Annotated in this window: 28 protein-coding genes; 3 read left to right on the forward strand and 25 right to left on the reverse strand. The window is 58.0% G+C overall.

The window, feature by feature from the left end; translation table 11 throughout:
- The first annotated feature begins 598 nt into the window (after positions 1–598).
- Entirely contained in the window at positions 599–802 is a 204-nt protein-coding gene (locus tag LJF34_RS09385) for a hypothetical protein (RefSeq protein WP_231184708.1), read from the forward strand.
- A 145-nt stretch (positions 803–947) separates the two neighbouring features.
- Entirely contained in the window at positions 948–1,691 is a 744-nt protein-coding gene (locus LJF34_RS09390) for a DUF4145 domain-containing protein (protein WP_231184709.1), read from the forward strand.
- A 180-nt stretch (positions 1,692–1,871) separates the two neighbouring features.
- Here the strand turns inward: LJF34_RS09390 and LJF34_RS09395 are convergent, their stop codons facing one another.
- The 23 genes from LJF34_RS09395 to LJF34_RS09500 all read right to left on the reverse strand — a co-directional run bounded on the left by LJF34_RS09395 (position 1,872) and on the right by LJF34_RS09500 (position 12,566).
- Positions 1,872–2,270, reverse strand: coding sequence for a hypothetical protein (locus LJF34_RS09395; protein WP_231184710.1), 399 nt, complete (start codon positions 2,268–2,270; stop codon positions 1,872–1,874).
- On the reverse strand, positions 2,270–2,635 hold the full coding sequence (locus LJF34_RS09400) for a hypothetical protein (RefSeq protein WP_231184711.1): 366 nt from the start codon (positions 2,633–2,635) through the stop codon (positions 2,270–2,272). The genes LJF34_RS09395 and LJF34_RS09400 overlap by 1 nt, the downstream gene beginning before the upstream one ends.
- A gap of 1 nt (position 2,636) precedes the next feature.
- Positions 2,637–3,572: a hypothetical protein gene (locus tag LJF34_RS28910; RefSeq protein WP_255665803.1), complete on the reverse strand. Its 936-nt coding sequence runs from the start codon at positions 3,570–3,572 to the stop codon at positions 2,637–2,639.
- A complete protein-coding gene (locus LJF34_RS09410) occupies positions 3,573–3,998 on the reverse strand; it encodes a hypothetical protein (RefSeq protein ID WP_231184712.1) in 426 nt (141 codons plus the stop codon).
- On the reverse strand, positions 3,982–4,338 hold the full coding sequence (locus LJF34_RS09415) for a hypothetical protein (RefSeq protein WP_231184713.1): 357 nt from the start codon (positions 4,336–4,338) through the stop codon (positions 3,982–3,984). The genes LJF34_RS09410 and LJF34_RS09415 overlap by 17 nt, the downstream gene beginning before the upstream one ends.
- Positions 4,338–4,463, reverse strand: coding sequence for a hypothetical protein (locus LJF34_RS28915; RefSeq protein WP_255665804.1), 126 nt, complete (start codon positions 4,461–4,463; stop codon positions 4,338–4,340). Before LJF34_RS28915 ends, LJF34_RS09415 begins: the two co-directional genes overlap by 1 nt.
- Positions 4,456–4,665 carry a hypothetical protein gene (locus LJF34_RS09420; protein ID WP_231184714.1) on the reverse strand — a complete coding sequence of 70 codons (210 nt, stop codon included), beginning with the start codon at positions 4,663–4,665 and terminating at the stop codon, positions 4,456–4,458. The genes LJF34_RS28915 and LJF34_RS09420 overlap by 8 nt, the downstream gene beginning before the upstream one ends.
- Positions 4,662–4,910, reverse strand: coding sequence for a hypothetical protein (locus LJF34_RS09425; protein ID WP_231184715.1), 249 nt, complete (start codon positions 4,908–4,910; stop codon positions 4,662–4,664). Before LJF34_RS09425 ends, LJF34_RS09420 begins: the two co-directional genes overlap by 4 nt.
- A complete protein-coding gene (locus LJF34_RS09430) occupies positions 4,907–5,479 on the reverse strand; it encodes a hypothetical protein (protein WP_231184716.1) in 573 nt (190 codons plus the stop codon). Before LJF34_RS09430 ends, LJF34_RS09425 begins: the two co-directional genes overlap by 4 nt.
- Position 5,480: 1 nt before the next feature.
- A complete protein-coding gene (locus tag LJF34_RS09435) occupies positions 5,481–6,032 on the reverse strand; it encodes a hypothetical protein (RefSeq protein WP_231184717.1) in 552 nt (183 codons plus the stop codon).
- A gap of 43 nt (positions 6,033–6,075) precedes the next feature.
- The gene (locus LJF34_RS09440) at positions 6,076–6,303 is read right to left on the reverse strand and encodes a hypothetical protein (protein ID WP_231184718.1); all 228 of its coding nucleotides are present in this window, start codon (positions 6,301–6,303) and stop codon (positions 6,076–6,078) included.
- 6 nt (positions 6,304–6,309) lie between these two features.
- Positions 6,310–7,056 (reverse strand): hypothetical protein, encoded by a 747-nt coding sequence (locus LJF34_RS09445; RefSeq protein ID WP_231184719.1) that lies wholly within the window; start codon positions 7,054–7,056, stop codon positions 6,310–6,312.
- Positions 7,057–7,061: 5 nt separating this feature from the next.
- Positions 7,062–7,610 carry a hypothetical protein gene (locus tag LJF34_RS09450; RefSeq protein ID WP_231184720.1) on the reverse strand — a complete coding sequence of 183 codons (549 nt, stop codon included), beginning with the start codon at positions 7,608–7,610 and terminating at the stop codon, positions 7,062–7,064.
- 2 nt (positions 7,611–7,612) lie between these two features.
- Positions 7,613–7,912: a hypothetical protein gene (locus LJF34_RS09455; RefSeq protein WP_231184721.1), complete on the reverse strand. Its 300-nt coding sequence runs from the start codon at positions 7,910–7,912 to the stop codon at positions 7,613–7,615.
- 70 nt (positions 7,913–7,982) lie between these two features.
- Positions 7,983–8,147 carry a hypothetical protein gene (locus LJF34_RS09460; RefSeq protein WP_231184722.1) on the reverse strand — a complete coding sequence of 55 codons (165 nt, stop codon included), beginning with the start codon at positions 8,145–8,147 and terminating at the stop codon, positions 7,983–7,985.
- Between the two features lie 31 nt (positions 8,148–8,178).
- Complete coding sequence (locus tag LJF34_RS09465) at positions 8,179–8,982, reverse strand: ATP-binding protein (RefSeq protein ID WP_231184723.1); 804 nt, start codon at positions 8,980–8,982, stop codon at positions 8,179–8,181.
- Complete coding sequence (locus tag LJF34_RS09470) at positions 8,979–9,230, reverse strand: hypothetical protein (RefSeq protein WP_231184724.1); 252 nt, start codon at positions 9,228–9,230, stop codon at positions 8,979–8,981. Before LJF34_RS09470 ends, LJF34_RS09465 begins: the two co-directional genes overlap by 4 nt.
- Positions 9,227–9,490: a hypothetical protein gene (locus LJF34_RS09475; RefSeq protein ID WP_231184725.1), complete on the reverse strand. Its 264-nt coding sequence runs from the start codon at positions 9,488–9,490 to the stop codon at positions 9,227–9,229. Before LJF34_RS09475 ends, LJF34_RS09470 begins: the two co-directional genes overlap by 4 nt.
- Positions 9,487–10,065: a hypothetical protein gene (locus tag LJF34_RS09480; RefSeq protein ID WP_231184726.1), complete on the reverse strand. Its 579-nt coding sequence runs from the start codon at positions 10,063–10,065 to the stop codon at positions 9,487–9,489. Before LJF34_RS09480 ends, LJF34_RS09475 begins: the two co-directional genes overlap by 4 nt.
- Positions 10,065–10,589, reverse strand: coding sequence for a hypothetical protein (locus LJF34_RS09485; protein ID WP_231184727.1), 525 nt, complete (start codon positions 10,587–10,589; stop codon positions 10,065–10,067). Before LJF34_RS09485 ends, LJF34_RS09480 begins: the two co-directional genes overlap by 1 nt.
- On the reverse strand, positions 10,586–10,870 hold the full coding sequence (locus tag LJF34_RS09490; protein ID WP_231184728.1) for a hypothetical protein: 285 nt from the start codon (positions 10,868–10,870) through the stop codon (positions 10,586–10,588). Before LJF34_RS09490 ends, LJF34_RS09485 begins: the two co-directional genes overlap by 4 nt.
- Complete coding sequence (locus LJF34_RS09495) at positions 10,867–11,361, reverse strand: hypothetical protein (protein WP_231184729.1); 495 nt, start codon at positions 11,359–11,361, stop codon at positions 10,867–10,869. Before LJF34_RS09495 ends, LJF34_RS09490 begins: the two co-directional genes overlap by 4 nt.
- Positions 11,358–12,566: a hypothetical protein gene (locus LJF34_RS09500; protein ID WP_231184730.1), complete on the reverse strand. Its 1,209-nt coding sequence runs from the start codon at positions 12,564–12,566 to the stop codon at positions 11,358–11,360. Before LJF34_RS09500 ends, LJF34_RS09495 begins: the two co-directional genes overlap by 4 nt.
- Before the next feature lie 211 nt (positions 12,567–12,777).
- Here LJF34_RS09500 and LJF34_RS09505 point away from each other — a divergent pair, with 211 nt between their 5' ends.
- Positions 12,778–13,440 (forward strand): recombinase family protein, encoded by a 663-nt coding sequence (locus LJF34_RS09505; RefSeq protein WP_231184731.1) that lies wholly within the window; start codon positions 12,778–12,780, stop codon positions 13,438–13,440.
- Between the two features lie 17 nt (positions 13,441–13,457).
- Here the strand turns inward: LJF34_RS09505 and LJF34_RS09510 are convergent, their stop codons facing one another.
- Together LJF34_RS09510 and LJF34_RS09515 are read right to left on the reverse strand one after the other, a co-directional pair.
- Complete coding sequence (locus tag LJF34_RS09510; RefSeq protein WP_231184732.1) at positions 13,458–14,000, reverse strand: hypothetical protein; 543 nt, start codon at positions 13,998–14,000, stop codon at positions 13,458–13,460.
- Between the two features lie 86 nt (positions 14,001–14,086).
- Positions 14,087–15,190 carry a hypothetical protein gene (locus LJF34_RS09515; RefSeq protein ID WP_231184733.1) on the reverse strand — a complete coding sequence of 368 codons (1,104 nt, stop codon included), beginning with the start codon at positions 15,188–15,190 and terminating at the stop codon, positions 14,087–14,089.
- Between the last annotated feature and the right edge of the window lie 157 nt (positions 15,191–15,347).

Consider the following 15,347-nt stretch of genomic DNA (forward strand, 5'->3'; position numbering starts at 1 on the left):
CTAACCTGATAGCTTCACGGATGTACTGTGCGCGGCTCATACCCTGTTTATCAGCCTCATAGTCGATTTCTTGAACCATCTCCATTGGCATCGAGACAGTTACTTGCACTGATAGCGACATTCATCATTCACTCAACTCTCTAATTGCTTAAGTGTTTCTTATCTCTAAGAGAGGTATTATCTATATATTCGTACAACAGGTAAAATAGATAATACGTGTAAGAATGTCTAATTCTTCAACATTATGGATTTGAGAAGAGTAATACACTTCTTAACCCGCAGAACTTTAGTCAGTTGATGAATCACTAACTATCAATGGCCAAACCGAGTTTCAATATCGACGATGAAGTAGAGGAATGGGTCTCAAGTCGATTGATCGCGGGTCAGTCGAAGAGTGTCTGGTATCGATATGCTGTCAAATCCATTATGCAATGTGACCCCGTTATCGACGAAATTTTCGAACGCTACCAATACGATGAGCGACAGGAGTTTATCGAGGAAGCTGTGAAACGAGAAGTCGAGCGACGGAAAAACGAGGTTAACGGGGGTAACTGATCTGATGACCCTCTGTTCGTCCTATCGCAGTGATCTACATGATATGGTAGAAGCACTCGGTGATCACGGCGTGTTTCGTCCTGGTGAGGCCGAGGCATGGTTTGAGGGTGTCGAGGAGGCCGAGCACCTGTCTGAACTCATGATGTGCAACGAAGCACTCGTCGAGGCGCTCGGTGACCGAGAAAGTTTCCAGCAGTTTAGGGAGCAAACGGATTTCGGTACCGAGAGTTCTGTCTTTTCACCTTGAAGTCGATCCTTCTGCTGTAATCCGTTGATGAGACATTGTTGAAATTCTTGATCAGAGATAGATTCAAGAATTGTACTAAATGCAAGATATATTCTTCATAATAAATCAGCTAGATATAAGTTACTTAGTTTAGAAATTGATGATAATGGCCCTACAGATTGATCCAAAAAAAGCGCGGAAGCGGATTGACGAATTTCTGGAACAAATAGATAGCTTGTTAGATAAGAGATATAATGAGGGAGAGGATGAAAAGCGGAGCATGAGCACGAAAATAGACAATTTTGCAGAAGTTGCATTTTCAGAGGGGAAAGAAAAGAAGAATTCGTTACATCCTTCCGTAAGGGTTGCGACTTTGGGGGAGAAATCTCCGGGAAGGAAACAAGAAGACTATGAAGAATCGTTGAAAAGGAAGAGGAGACATTTGGAGGCTTGGAAAGAACAGATCGAACTTGAAGAAGGAATGAGTTCTATTGATAACGAGAGAGGTACAAGATACAAAGATGTTGGTAAAGAAATATCGGGTATAAATGAAGAACTCCCTCTCTATGCAAATGATCTTGAACAAAGTCTTGAAGAACTAAGAAGTGACCATCTTCTTGCATCTGCCATGATCACTGGAAGAGTGATTGATCATACTCTTGACCAAATCAAATCGAGCCAAAACCTTGGAGGTCCCAAAGAAGTCCTTGACCACTTAGAAGAAAAGGGAATAGTAGATTCCAGGGAAGGCCAGATTACCGACGCGATAAAATCATATCGAAATGTATACACACATGAAATAGGGAAAAATCCGGATATCAGTGAAGCATTGATAATTCTCTTGGGTTGTGCAAAACTTCTCCATAACATACAGGAGGCAGGTGAAACCAGAGAATATGATCTAGCTTGAACTGTCTGAAGTACATTTAGTGAAAGAGAATGTTTATGCTGAATCTATGTTCTGTATTCAGCATCTGATTCGTGTCTTCCATGAAGAATTTCGACAGAGCCAGCGTTGAGCATGGTGTCACTCTACCCGATTATGCTCGCCGCCCGCGGTATCGGTTCCATCAATCAAAAGAAAAGTCGATCAAATGATGACGTGGCCCAACCAGACGCGCCAGAACCAATCTAGCGGCGTCCAGATGCCCAGCGCATGTGACAATCCATCGTCCCAGGCGACCGCCAGCGCGAGCGCGTAGCCTGCCTGTACGCGCCAGGGATATCCGCGCCATACCGGTCGATAGACCGCGAAAGAGGCGAGCGAGAGGCCCGCCAGCACGCCCGCCGCGCCAGTAACCGGGTAGTACCGCCAAACGAACACCCAGGCAAACAGCGCCACCGTGAGCGCTGCCAGCGAGTACGCGGGTTCGATACCGCCCCGGTCGTTCCAGACGAGCAGGACGACGACGAGCGCCGCCAGCACGCCGATGAGGAAGTGGTGCGGAGCCATGAGCGCGCCATCCGGAATGCGTTCGGCGGGGAACATCACAATTCCGCCCCCGTCAGGATTCGGTACACGTCCTCCAGCATCGCCCGGTGCGCGTCGAGCTGCACCTGCACGTTGCCCGCGTCCTTCGCGTCGAGTGCGGCCTGATGGCTGTCGCGGAAGGTCTGTTTCGATGTGTCGGACACCTTCGCGCGATCCAGCGCCTCGGGTTCGACGTAGTTCGGGATGGGTTCGAGCGTTCCTGTGTCCGTATCGACCTGCTGCCGGTCGAGGTCGCGGTGATCCACGTCTCCGGGGTCGAGCGCGAGTTCGTCGGCGTCCGGCTGGTAGTCGTCGTGCGGTTCGTAACGCCAGTCGGCGATGGTGCCGGTCGTCGGGTCGTAGGTGATGATGAGAGAGGCCATGTTAGTTGATTTGGACGATTAGCCCGGCGTATCCGTCACCTCCTGCGCCGCCTGCGCCGCCGTCGTTCAGGCCGCCCCCGCCGTTCCCACCTGCCCCGCCAGCAGCGGAGACCGTGCCGGAGAGGTCGAGCTTCGGGCTGACGAAGATGAGCACGCCGCCGGAGCCACCGCCGCCGCCGCCCCCGCCGCCGCCGTCGTGGGGGTCGCTGTTGTTCCCGCCCTGCTTTCCATCGGTGCCGTCGGTGCCGTCGGCGAGCACTGCACCGTTGACGACGACTTTCGGCGCGATGAGCGCGACAAACCCGCCCCCGTCGCCGCCGTCGCCGCCAGCGCCACCGTAGTTGATACTATCGTCCGTTCCCATCCCGCCGGAACCGCCGCCCCCGCCACCCGTCCCAGCAAGCGCCGAGAGGTCGTAAACGGAGTCCCACGCTCCGGAGAGAAACGTCGTCAGCGCAGCAGCGTCGGGCTGCGAGTAGTTCGACACACTGCCGGAATCGCCGCCCCGCCCACCTGAAAGATAGCCACAGCCACCGCCGCCGCCAGCACTGGGGCCGCCGGGGTCGCCCGCGACGTGGTTGTTCCGGTCGAGCGGGGCCGCGCCACCCGTGCCGCCGTTGACGAACCAGCCGCCGGAGCCACCGCCGCCAGGGGAGCCGTCGCCGCCCGTGTTCTTCCCCGCGCCAGTGCCGCCCGCGATAACGCCGCTCGCGTCGAGCGTGCCGTCGATGACGATCTCCTCGGTTGCGTGGATGACGAGGATGCCGTTCGAGACGGTGCGCGTTACTCCGGCTTGCACCTCGTAGCGCGTCGTGTAGAGATTCCCGTTCTCAGTGCCGTTCGCGGTGCGGATCAGTTCGCCGTCGCTGCCATCGCCGTAATGGAGCGCCCCGGCGCTCTCTCCGGCAGCAATCGGCGGGTCAGTATTCAGCACCATCTAGATCACCAGCACCGAGTAGTCGGCGGTGTTCGGCCCGCCGGATGTGTCCTCGATGTCGATACTGATGTGCCGGGAGACGGGCGTTGCGCTCACGAAAACGTCCGAACTCCCGTCACTCTGGTAATCCGGGTTGTCGGACGGACTGCGCGACGTGATGGGGTTCTCGTCGGCATCCTCGAAGTTCAGTTGAACGCGAAACGCCGCACTCGCCTCAACGTGGACAGCGATCCGCGACGGTCGCCCAGGGATGTAGGGCCTGACCGTCACGCCGTCGCCGCCGTTGTTGATGTCGATGTCGGTGCCGTACTCCCAGCCGTCGCTATCGCTCGCTGGCGCGTGTTTCGAGCCATCTGCCGCCTGCACCTGGTGCATTTCATGCACTTCAGAATCGGATTCGAGCGGCACGTCAGGCCCCTCCTGCACGTTCGTAGCCGACGGGTTGGATGTGGTACGACTTCGTGCTCGAACTGAAGTTCCGCACCCAGACTTCGAGCTTGCGCTGGAAGATGAGCGGCGGCGTGAACGTCGCCGTCGAGTCGTCGATGTCCGTGGGCGGGATGTTCGCCGGGCCGAACCGCGTGGTGCCATCGACGCGCACCTCGTACACGGTATCCGGGCGTTTCGAGATGGCGAGCGTCGGCAGGAAGAACTCGGTATCCGACTGCTTCGGCCTGAACGTCAGCTTCGCCTTCTCGTTCGGCCCGAGTTCGACGGTCGCCGGTTCGTTGAAGGCCGTCGCCTCACTGCTGCCACCGCAGCACATCAGTCCTCACCGTCCTGCGAGCGCACCTTCTGGTCGGTGTCCTGCTGCTCGTGCTGGCCCATCGACGCGATTTCAACGTCGATGTGCGCCCGATCTCGGTCGAGTCGGTCGGTCGTCTTACTCATCGGTGCCTCCTGCGTGCTCGTCCTGAATCTGGGCTTCCTGCTCGACGAACTGTTTCGGCGCGTAAATCGCCAGCGCCGACAGCCCGAGTTTCGAGCGTACCACTTCGATTCCGACGCGGGAGACTTTGCCCGCGTCGGTCGAAGCCAGTGCCGCTGCGCCCAGTGCCAGGTAGAGCGCCTGTTCGAGTGGAATCTGTGTCATTCTGCCACCTGCTTGAGTACCTGCGTGTTGCGTTCGCTGCGCTGTTCCACGTCGTCGAGGCGGTGGTCGTGCTCGCGCACTCGGCCAACCAGGCCCCGGTCGTCCTCGACGTTCTCCTCGCCCGTGAGTATCCGCAGCGCCGAACTCGCGTCGTGCGAGAGCGAGCGGAGATAGCCCAGGCCCGCGATGGCGCAGCCGGAGATGGTCGCCGTGCCCGCCGTCACGGCGATGTCCACGGGCGTCATGCCCGCGTCCCTCCGTCCATCGAGCGCGAAACGACGACGACGGCCACGATTACCAGGACGATCAGCATCTCGACTTCGCCGAGCAGCGCGTCGAGGCCGAGCGGGTCGTCGGTGTTCGGCGAGTCCGGCCAGGGGAGGCCGCCACCGCCGCCACCGCCGCCTGGCAGGTCGCCCGCGTCGCCAGCGACGGTGATTTGGTGCGAGTCGCTGCTGTCGGTGCCGCCGACGTGCAACGCTTCCGCCTTGGCGTTGAGTGTGTAGTCACCGGCAGGGAGTTCGACGCTGAACTCCGCCGTGGCGTTCCCGCCGAGTGCCTGGGATGGCTGCTGTACCGGCGCACAGACTTGCTGTTCGTACGTCTCGACGACGCTGCCGCCCCAGTCGCGGAACTCCAACGTGACGAGTACCTTGTGCCCGTCCGGCGCGAACACGCCTTTCGAGCAGAGGGCGTCAGCGCCCCACAGCGGCGCGACGATCTCCTTGTTGTTCACCTCGACGTTCACGGTGAAGGGTTGGTTCGCCGCCTGGTCGCTGCCGTACGAGACATCCGAGATTTCGATGTCGGCCATCTTATCGCCCCGCGCTGTAGGCGACGGCCAGGCCGAGCACGGCCACCGCAGCGAGTTGCTGCATCGAGAGGTCAAGCCCGACCGTCTCGTTCACGGTGTTGGTCGTGTCTTCGCCCCAGTCGGTGACATCGTTCGGCCACGTCCATTCCTCGGGTTCGAAGGCGTTGGGCGTGTCGCCCTCGGTGTGTTCGGGGTCGTTGTCGCCGGTTGCCGGGGCGTTTTCGTTGTCGTCGCTCGCCGGTTCCGTCGTGTTGCCGTCGTCGTCCCAGTCGTAGGGATCGTATGCGTCGCTGCCCGTCTGTACCCCGTCGAACGGATCGCTCGTGTCCGTCGAGTCGTCCGGGATGACTTCCGGGTCTGGTTCTGGCCCGCCTGCCTGGTCGCCTGTCTGCCCATCGTTGTCCGAGTCGTAGGGGTCGTAGACGTCCGACCCAGCGCCGTCACCGCCGAAAATCGGGTCGTCGATGGGGTCGCTGGTGTCGTCGGGTTCTTCGTACTCGATGGGATCAACGGACCCGCCGCCCCCGCTGCCGCTGTCGATACGTGGCAACATGGCTATGCACCTCCGGTGTTGATCTGTGTGGTGTGGTCGTGGATCATGCGTTCCTCCGGTCGTAGAGGTCAATTGCCAGCAGCAGCACCATGATCGCCGTCAGCACCAAGAGCGCGTCTTCTCGGGAGTATTTCGAGTCCTGAAAGAAGACATCGAACGGCGAGAGGTCGGAGGTGTCGGCCGTCGTCTCCAACCCGCCCGCGTTCTCGCTGTCGGGGCCGGTCATGATATGCGGCTGCTGGGTATCCTCGTAGTCGATGATACCCTGCATCCGTGGTTACTCCATGTCACTCTTGACTGTCGCCGCCAGGCCGCTGATGGCCTGCTGGGACTGGCGGGCGGGGAACGAGAGCAGGGCGTTCGTCGGTTCGGTGCCGTCACCGTCCGGGTCGCTAAAGCGCACCTGGTAGGACGCATCGACGTAGAGTTCAACCGCCCAGTCGGTCGGGACGACGCCCTGCAACGGCGAGCGCGAGAAGCCCAGCCGTTCGGGCTGCTCGCTCTGGTTTGTCGAGTGCACGAGCGCCAGGTTCGCGTTGTAGAGCGGCTGCGTGCTCTTGCCGCCCGCGTTGGGCGTCGTCTTCACGAGTTCGACGTCAGCGCTCTCGCCGCTGATGTAGTAGACGTGCAGCGTGTTGTTGGTGCCGTCGTCGGTGTAGTCGAACGTGTCGTTCGCGTAGTCCACCGCGTCGAGCGCCGCTTCCCCGCCGACGTACGTGCTCCCTTCCCAGACGACGATGTTGTCCGTGTTCGGGGAGTCGAGCAGGTCGTGCGCCAGGTTGAACGTCTCGACGTTACCAGCGGTGCCATCGGTCGCAAAACTCTCGTAGGCCGGGAGCGCGAGATCGACGCGCTGGCCGGGGACGAGACCGGTCGCCGCTGGCGCTTCAAACTTCGCGAGCAGCGACCGCTCGCCTGCGGTCGTTGCCTGCACCTTCCCTTCCTCGCGGAAGCGCGCCACGTTGAGGCGCTTCGTCGCCGATGGGACTTCCCGTAGGCGCTTGATGACGTTGTTCTGTGCCATCTGTGTTACCTCGACGAGTGCTTGCTGACAGCTTCAGACTCGACGAAGAACTCGGACTCGGCCCAATCCACCTGCGCCTGACTCTTGAGGTAGAGGTGGAGCTTCGCCGTCCCCGGCACGTTGATGTTTTTCGGCGCGTCCGACGTCTCGGGGCCTGCGAGCACGCTGGGGGTCTTGAATGGGATTTTCACCGCGTCCACGTTCTCCGTGTCGCGCTGCGTGGTGATCGAGTTCGTGTTCCAGTACGAGATGTTGTCTGCTTCTTCGCTGATGACGATTGGCTGGTCGTCCGTCACCTGCTCGATGCGCCAGTCAACCTGGCTGTTGACCGGGATGAGCGCCCCATTCGTATCGCGGAGCTTCATGTAAAGCGGTAGGCCGATCTGCTCACCCTTCGAGACGCGATTCATGAACCGGAGGAACGTGCCTCGTTCCGGGTCGATTGTGACGATGGGGGTCGCGTGGCCGACCGAGTTCTGCTTCGCCTCGACGATGTCCGGCTGCGAGACGGCGTAGCCGCCTGCACCGTCCTTGACGATAGAGATGCCCACCATCGTCAGTTACCTCCGGCGTTCTGGAGCTTCGCCTTGATACCGACGCGCCGCGCGAGAGCGTCGAGCGTGTAGAGGCCACCGCCGAGCATTCCGAACTTTGCGGTTTCACCGCTCGCGGCGTAGTTCGCCCCGCCTGCGACAGCGATGCCGTAGGCTTCGTCGGGGACGTCGATACTCATCCGTCCGTCGATGGTGTTCTTCAGAATCACTGCGGCCATATAGGCACCGCCGAGCGTAGCGATGTCCTGCATGGTGTCGGTGTCGGCCAGCTTCTCGAAGCTGGCGGTCAGGTCAGATGCCATTGCAGCCCAGTCTACAAACAGGGGCTTCAAAGTCCAGCGCGTCCGAAAACAATCAATCCGGTGCGATTGACTACGATTCTCGTATATCCTCAGGGGAGACGTGCGCCATCATCATCCCGACCACTTCGGGTTTCGTCGGTTCGTAGCCCAGGCGCTCCTCGACGGCCTGTTCGAACTCGCGGAATCGGCGCGCTTTGCCTCCGTACAGCGTGATGGGTTCTTTCGTGTTCGGCATAGTGGGGTGTCTCGGTGTCGTGTGTCGGCTGCTATCCGTAGGTCGGCATTTCGAGCGGGTTGCCCTGGCTGCCGTAGTGCGTCGAGTCCATCGAGATGTTGCGCGTATCGACGCGCTGACGCTCGCCCTTGTTGTTCGAGTAAATCCACTCGCTCCCGATGGTGTTGCCGTCGTCGTCCTCGTGCTTTTGCAGCGACCACGGCGGCGGGTCGCGATGCGTCGGCGCGAGTTCGTCCGGAATCGACGCGCTGAGCGTGCGTACCTGGGGATTGTGGAGGTCGGCGGGGTACTCGACTAAATCCTCGACCTTGTTCTTGTCAGCGGTCGATTCGAACCCGCCTAACATCCGGGCTTGGCACTGGGATGCCACCGTTTCCTCTATCTTCGCGAGCCGCTGGGTGATCCAGACCCCGCTCGCGCCTTCGCCGCGTCCGGTCGTCGCCAGGCCCTCGATCTCGTCCGGCACCTTCCCCGACTGGGGCGCGACGAAGTGCGCCTCGTCGATGGCGATGAGACACGAGTCCATCCGTCGCCCCGCCGCAATCGCGCGCCGACAGATTTCCTGCCACTCCTCGGTCGTCAGTTCCTCGTGGCGGGCGAGCACGACGTGCTGGTTCTGCCGGAGGAGCGTCATGAACTCGGCGGTGCTCCAGGTCGCGAGTTCCTTCGGGCCCGCGATGCAGTAGCGACACAGGCCATGCTTCACCAGGCCGCGATACTCGTCCTTGAAATCGAGGATGATCGACGTCTCGTAGTGCGGGATGTTCTGCTCTAACCACGCCTGCGAGTGGAAGGACTTGCCCCAGCCCGATTGCGCGGCGAACAGCAGGTTCATGCCGTTGCGCCACCCCCGCCGCGCCGCTCGTCGTCCTGGTCGCCAGCGAGCAGCGAGAGCGCCGCCGAGGTGAGTTCCCCCGCCGCCCCGGCGATGAGCGCCTGGCGGTCTTTCTGGCGACGTTTCCGCCGTTCGCGTTCGTAGCGCCGTCGCCAGCGAGTCGCTGCTTTCTGGTTCGAGTAGGCGATGAGCCAGCCAACGATCGCGACGTACACGGCCACACCCAGCGCGACGAGTTCGAAGCTCATGCCTGACCCCCGTCGTCGCTCGTGCCGTCCTCATCGGCGTGTGTCGCCCCCCACTCGTCGAGCGCGTCGAGTGCCGCCTGTGAGGGGTCGCCGTCCTCGACGTACCGGCGCGTGCCGTCGCCCAGGAGTTCGAATGTGTGCTCGTACTCGTTCCCGGCGGCATCCGTCACCATCACCCGGCGATAGGTGCGCTGCTTGCCGGTTTCGCGGTCGTTCTCGTGAAACGTTGCTACGGTCGGGGTGTCGTCGGTGTTGCTCATTCTGCGGTCTCCGTGAGTTCTGCGGTCGCTGCTTCGATGCCGGTACTGACAGCCTGGAAGTTGCTGGCGAGCAGCCGTTCGAGTGCGCTGCCCATCGACCACTCAACGATCTCGCGCTCGAACTCGTCAAGCGAGCAGCCGAACTTCATGGTGACGTGCTGCTGCGCGATCTCGCGGTCGCTCATGTCGGCGGTCTGCTCCGGTGCCTTCTCGCGGTAGTCGGCGGCCCAGTTCGCCTGCTGCTCCTCCCATTCGTCGGGGGACAGCCCCAGGTACGATTTCGCCGCGACCGGGTTCTCCAGGTGCTCGCTCGCTACTTCGTTGAGCCAGTAGCCTTTGAGATTCCCGGCGGCCAGCGCGTCGATCAGCTCTATGAGTTGCGCTTCGCGGGCGGTCTGGTCTTTGGTGCGCTCGATGCCGTCGATGTCGAGCGCGGCGTGTAGCTGCTCGACCTGCGCGAGTTGCTGGTGTTCGAGGGCGGCGATGATGTTCACCAACGCCTGCACCTGCTCGCTCTCGGTCGGGTTCTGTGCCATCTGCGTAAATTCCTTCATCCGCTGCACTTGTCCAAACATCAGATGTCTACCTCCGCCAGCAGCTTCGCTGGCAGGTCGGTTTTCGTTCCCACGACCGTCACCAGGAACATCGCCGTTCCCAGAATGAGCGCCTGTTCGGGCGGCATATCCTCGCGCTTCCCGCGCGACGCCATCCAGTCGTTGAAATACTCGTCGAGATGCTGCTGGCGCGCCAGCGACTCGTCGATGGTATCGGCGTCGTCGCCGTACTCCTCGATGAGCGCGTTCGAGACGGTCGTGAGTGTCCCGACGTACATATCGCCCCAGGTGTCGCCGTCGCTCGACGGCGCAACATCGCCCGGTTCCTCAATCGCCGGGCCACCGTTCGGGGGTTCGCTGTACTTGGTGTCCGTGTCGTCCTGGTCGTCGTCCGTCGTCGCGTCGCGGCCCGCGTCTTCCTCGACGGCGTCGGCCAGGTCGCCGAGTTCGACGAACTCCTCCGCCTCGATCTCCGGCTGCGCGTCCTGGTCGTCCGGCTGCTCGTCGCCGTCGTCCTCGACGGGTTCCGTGTCGGCGGCACTCATACGTACCTCGCAAACTGCCTGAGACGCTGGTTCTTCTCCTCGCGGGTGTGGTCGTCGAAGACGTGCTCGCCGCTCCGTTCCGGTATCCAGGCAGGGATATTCGTCGGGTCAGGCCGGACGTGATAGCTCACCTGGCCGGTCGGGAGTTCGATAGCAATCACCGCCCACTCGTCATGGACGTAGGAACATACTTCGAAGCCCAGTTCGTGCGCCATTCGTGCTGCGGCTTCCGCCAGGATGTTGCGGTCTTCGTACACCTCGGCGATGCTTTTCTCGCTCATTCGATGATCCCCACTGAACCGCTGGTCGTGGTCGGTTCCGCCCGGTCGTCGTCTTCCGTCGTCGCCTCGATGCGCTGCTCGTCGCCATCATCCTTGTTCAGATAGGCGTAGAGCAGCACGCAGAGCACCACAAAGCCGACCAGCATGGCCATCGTTTGCGTGTTCATCTTCGGGAGGAAGCCCCCCGAACTGCTGGTCGTGTCCTGGTCGGACGGAGCGCTGCCGTCGCCGCCTTTCTGCTGGCTGTGCTGCTGGTCGTACTCAGTATCCGTTGGCATGGCGTCGTCGGTGTCGTCCTCCGGCTGCTGGTCTGCCTGGTCGTCCTGGTCGGAATCGGCTGCTTGCGCCTCGACCGTAGGTTTCAGTGCGCTCCAGTCGTGGTCTCCATCGCTGCTCGCGTTGATGTGAGACCGAACCGCAGCGAGGCTTTTCTCCTCGTTATCGCCGTAGTCGCACCCCTCGATGGGGCAGGTGTGAGTTATTTCAGTCATAGGGTTTCCTGGCCGCCTTCAGCGACCCGGAATTCGTCGGGTATCTGCTGCTCGGTGCTGCTCGCGCCGCTGGTCGTCTCGCGGCGGTCGGCCGCGAGGCCGCCGGGATTCTCCTCGACCACCTCCTCGACTTCGCTTTCGACGGGGCCGCGTTCGCCTCCAGCAAACCGGGTCTGGTCGCTCGCGCGCTCGCCGCCGAGTGTTCGCTGGTCGTCTCGCTCGATGCCGGTCTCGCCGTCCTTGTCGGTCTCCTCGCCCGCGAAGTGTGCCAGCGTGCGTGTTTCGGGGATGCTCGCGGGCATGGCATCGAGGGCGTCGAGGAGGTCGTGCAACTTGTCGGAGTGCAATTCGTCCTGGTCGTGGTGGGTACGGATCGCGTTGATTGCGCGGAACGCCTGCCGGGCGCGAATGACTGACTGTCGAACGGTGGAAAGGTGGCGGTCGAGCGCTGCGGTTGCTCCCTTGTATCCCTGCCAGGAACGGTGTAACGCGCCTGCTTCTTCCGGCGTTACGTCCATCGTTTCGCCGTGGTACTCCAGCGTCACCAGTTGCTCTTGCTGGGTAGTATCCTCGGTTCGGGGGTCCGACAGTAACTGCTCTACCTCGTCAGGCGAGTAACCGCATACCTGTTCGAGATGTTCGCAGGCTCCGGCGTCGCCATGCTCGCAGTGGCCGCGGGCGTGGTCGCAGCCTTCGCTTTGGGCGCGTCGAGCGGCGTCTGCCGCTCGTTGCTGGTGTTTGATGTCCTCCTCACCGACGTTGTAATCCCCCCCGGCATGCGTGCCTTGATGTTGGGCGCTCGAACGGTGGTTAGCTATCCACTCCTCCGCGCCTTCCTCTGGATCGTCCCAATCGACCAGTGCCGGAAGCGCGTCGGACCACATGTTCATCAGTCCCTCCCGCTCGAACACGCCCTTTGCCTTGCGCCAGTTGTACGTGCTGGTGCCTTTCCCGAAGCCACCAAACTCGCTGATTTGTTCGCGTTCGCCCTCGCCGAGTGGGCCGCTCATCCGGGCGCTTTTCGACTGTTCGGCGCGGGAATCCTCCGCTTCAGCGTAAGCGGCGTCGAGGACGCCGTCGGGCGTGTCACCTTTGAAGGCTACCGTCTTGAGACGGCGGTCGTCGTTCGGACACAAGTTGTCCGCGAACTGCTCGCGGATAGAATCCGCGCTCGTCTTGTCACCAAAGGAGATTTTCGTTGGCATCAGCCACCTCCTTCTGTTGTGTTGGTCATACGTGGTTCACGACCGAGAAAAATATCTACTCAGACAAATGGATAACCGCTGAATGAATCACTAATTCAGCCGTTCAGCAAGGATATCAGAACTAAATGACAAACAATCGCTGCGACATGAACTTTAGTAACTGCCCAGACTGGGCGTAAGTCTTATACTTTAAGTCACGAAACAGGTGGGCATGACAGTAGCCTGTTACACACGAGTTTCGACTGCAAAACAGAATCTCGACCGACAACTGACATCGACTCAGCAATATGCCGAGGATCGACTCGGCGCGAACCTATCCGACATTGAAATCTATCGGGACAAAGCGACCGGGACATCCACGACCGCCCGCGACGACTACCAACGCCTGATGGATGATGCCGAAAGTGGAGAAATTGATGCCGTTGTTGCTCACGAGGTTTCTCGGGTTGCTCGATCCATCTCCGACCTCGAACGAACCGCCGAACGACTTCGGGAGGTTGACGTTGAGCTACACATCGTCTCGGAGGGCCTTGTCATCGGCGCGGACGAAGAGGATCCATACCAGCGCGCGCTGTTCCAGCTTTTGGGGGTGTTCGGCGAACTGGAGGCGAATATTAAGCGACAGAACATCCGCGAGGGTATCGCCGCTCGGCAAGAATCCGACGAGTATCGCCACGGTCCGGCTCCGCTTGGGTTCGAGAAGCGCGATGGCCATCTCGTCGAGGGTGCGGACTACGACCGTGTCTGCACTGTGCTCGATATGGTGGCGCGGGACGACATGAGTCAGCGAAAAGCAGCGGACGAACTGGATTCGTCACGACGGACGATTCGGCGTGCAGTCGAAGAGAGGGGGGAATTGTACGGACTTGTTTAACTAATGTTCTGGAAATGTCATTGTTGAACATCTGTTATCCTATTATTCAGCTTAAACAGAACTATCAATAGAACTATTAATGTAATTGATATGAAGACAGACATCCACCCGGAGATATCATATATTATCAGCTTCACTACAATATTCATGACACCTATAAAAACAAGTAGAAGTGTGAGCATTGTATATTCAGCACTTACTCCAGCTTCTCCAGTTTGGTTTTCGTCATCAAGAGATTTTCTTCGTATCATCTCTTGTTCGTGGGCAACTTGGTAACCCTCTGGAGTGAGTATGTATTCCGGCAAATCCTCATCATCTGTCTGCTCGATTAACCCGATTCGCTCAATTTGTTTTCGAGCGTTTTTAACATCATCTACAGACAATTTGATCCTTGAAGCCACAACTTCTGACCAACTACTGTCGGAGTCCTTTCCTTCTGAACCCAGTGGGTTCGAGTACATCATTTGAAGAACATGGGTTTTTGGATTAGACTCCGCAATGGAGCCGTTCTCTCCTGTATCAGATTTGAAATTACTCCTTTCCTTTTGTTTCTGTTCCATGACCAATTGGAAAGGAAATGAGTCCCATCAGTAAAGTAATTTCCGCAAATTCAGAAATCGTAGCGAATGGATCCAGTCGTGTGTCCCTATTCCTCTAGATCATTATCAATTAGCGACATAAACCGTTCTGCTTTAGCGATTCCTTCGTTTAATATGCTTTCGAGATTTGAGAGACAGGTGGTCAAATTGTTAATCGAATGATCTAATTCTCTATTCAACCCCCTCAAATTGGACATCTCCTCTTGGAATTGACTAATCTCCCCCGTAGTCGTTTCCATCTCAAGAATAAATTGATCCAGTTCACTATACAAATCATTGAGCATCTGACGGTGCTCTTCCTCAGACACGTCAGAAAATTTGATAAACGACTGAATGCCATCCATCATAAAGGTCAATCTTTTATCAATTGGGTCTATTTGATTTTCAATTGAATCAGAGTAGGTAGAAATGCTGTCAGCCATGTTTCTTGCTATTTGGTTGGCTCTCTTGTGACTGGCCCGTGATTCCATTGTGGATACTTCTTCTATCTCTTTAACATGATTGGTTATTTCATACCCGAAATCATCGGATTTGTCTTCTATGTTTTCGAATATGTTCTCCAACTCGGCCATCTTATCATCTATCTCCGAAATAAACTCGAGAACGCCCTTTTCAAGTTTATCCTCATCTTCCACTACTTCATCACTGCTTCCGGATGGGTTTGGAAGATCATTCTCTTCATGCGGTTGGGAACTACTGGATGCTATCTCTACCTCTCCATAGTCAGAAACAGGACTGCCAAACTCAATATTGCCGCTGAAATGATTCTCTCCAATTGAAGACAGTTCCTCTTCAAATTCACCAATTTCATTAAATAACAGTGAATATTCTATCGTTTTATAAGCCGCTAGATCAAACGGTAGTTCGTCGATATCTTGTGCAATAAGGACAGTTGGAACTCCTAATCCGTGAGCGATACCAAGTTCATAGAAAACATTTGGATTCGTTCCGGTTAGATCAGCAATGATTAGATCCGCATTTGTGATGCCATTAATGATATCCTCGATAATAGCTCTCTGGGAATCAATTGAGTCCGCCTTATTGACGCTGTAACCTTGACTCTCCAAAATTGGAACTATTTTTTCATCGTACAATTGTTCAAATTCATCTTCGAAAGGTAAAATCACGAAAGCATCTTGAGAGTCTGTCATTCTATCTTGTATTCAATATAGTTTATACAGTGATCTTATGAATCTATTGTATAGTTTGTGTTAATTAGAGGAAGTTAGAAAAAATTCATATCTTTGATTGCAAAATTTCACCAGATCGAAATTAATGACGGTTCTGGGAGATTTGCACTCTCAACTG

It is taken from the genome of Haladaptatus sp. DYF46, assembly GCF_021083305.1.
Classification (GTDB): domain Archaea; phylum Halobacteriota; class Halobacteria; order Halobacteriales; family Haladaptataceae; genus Haladaptatus.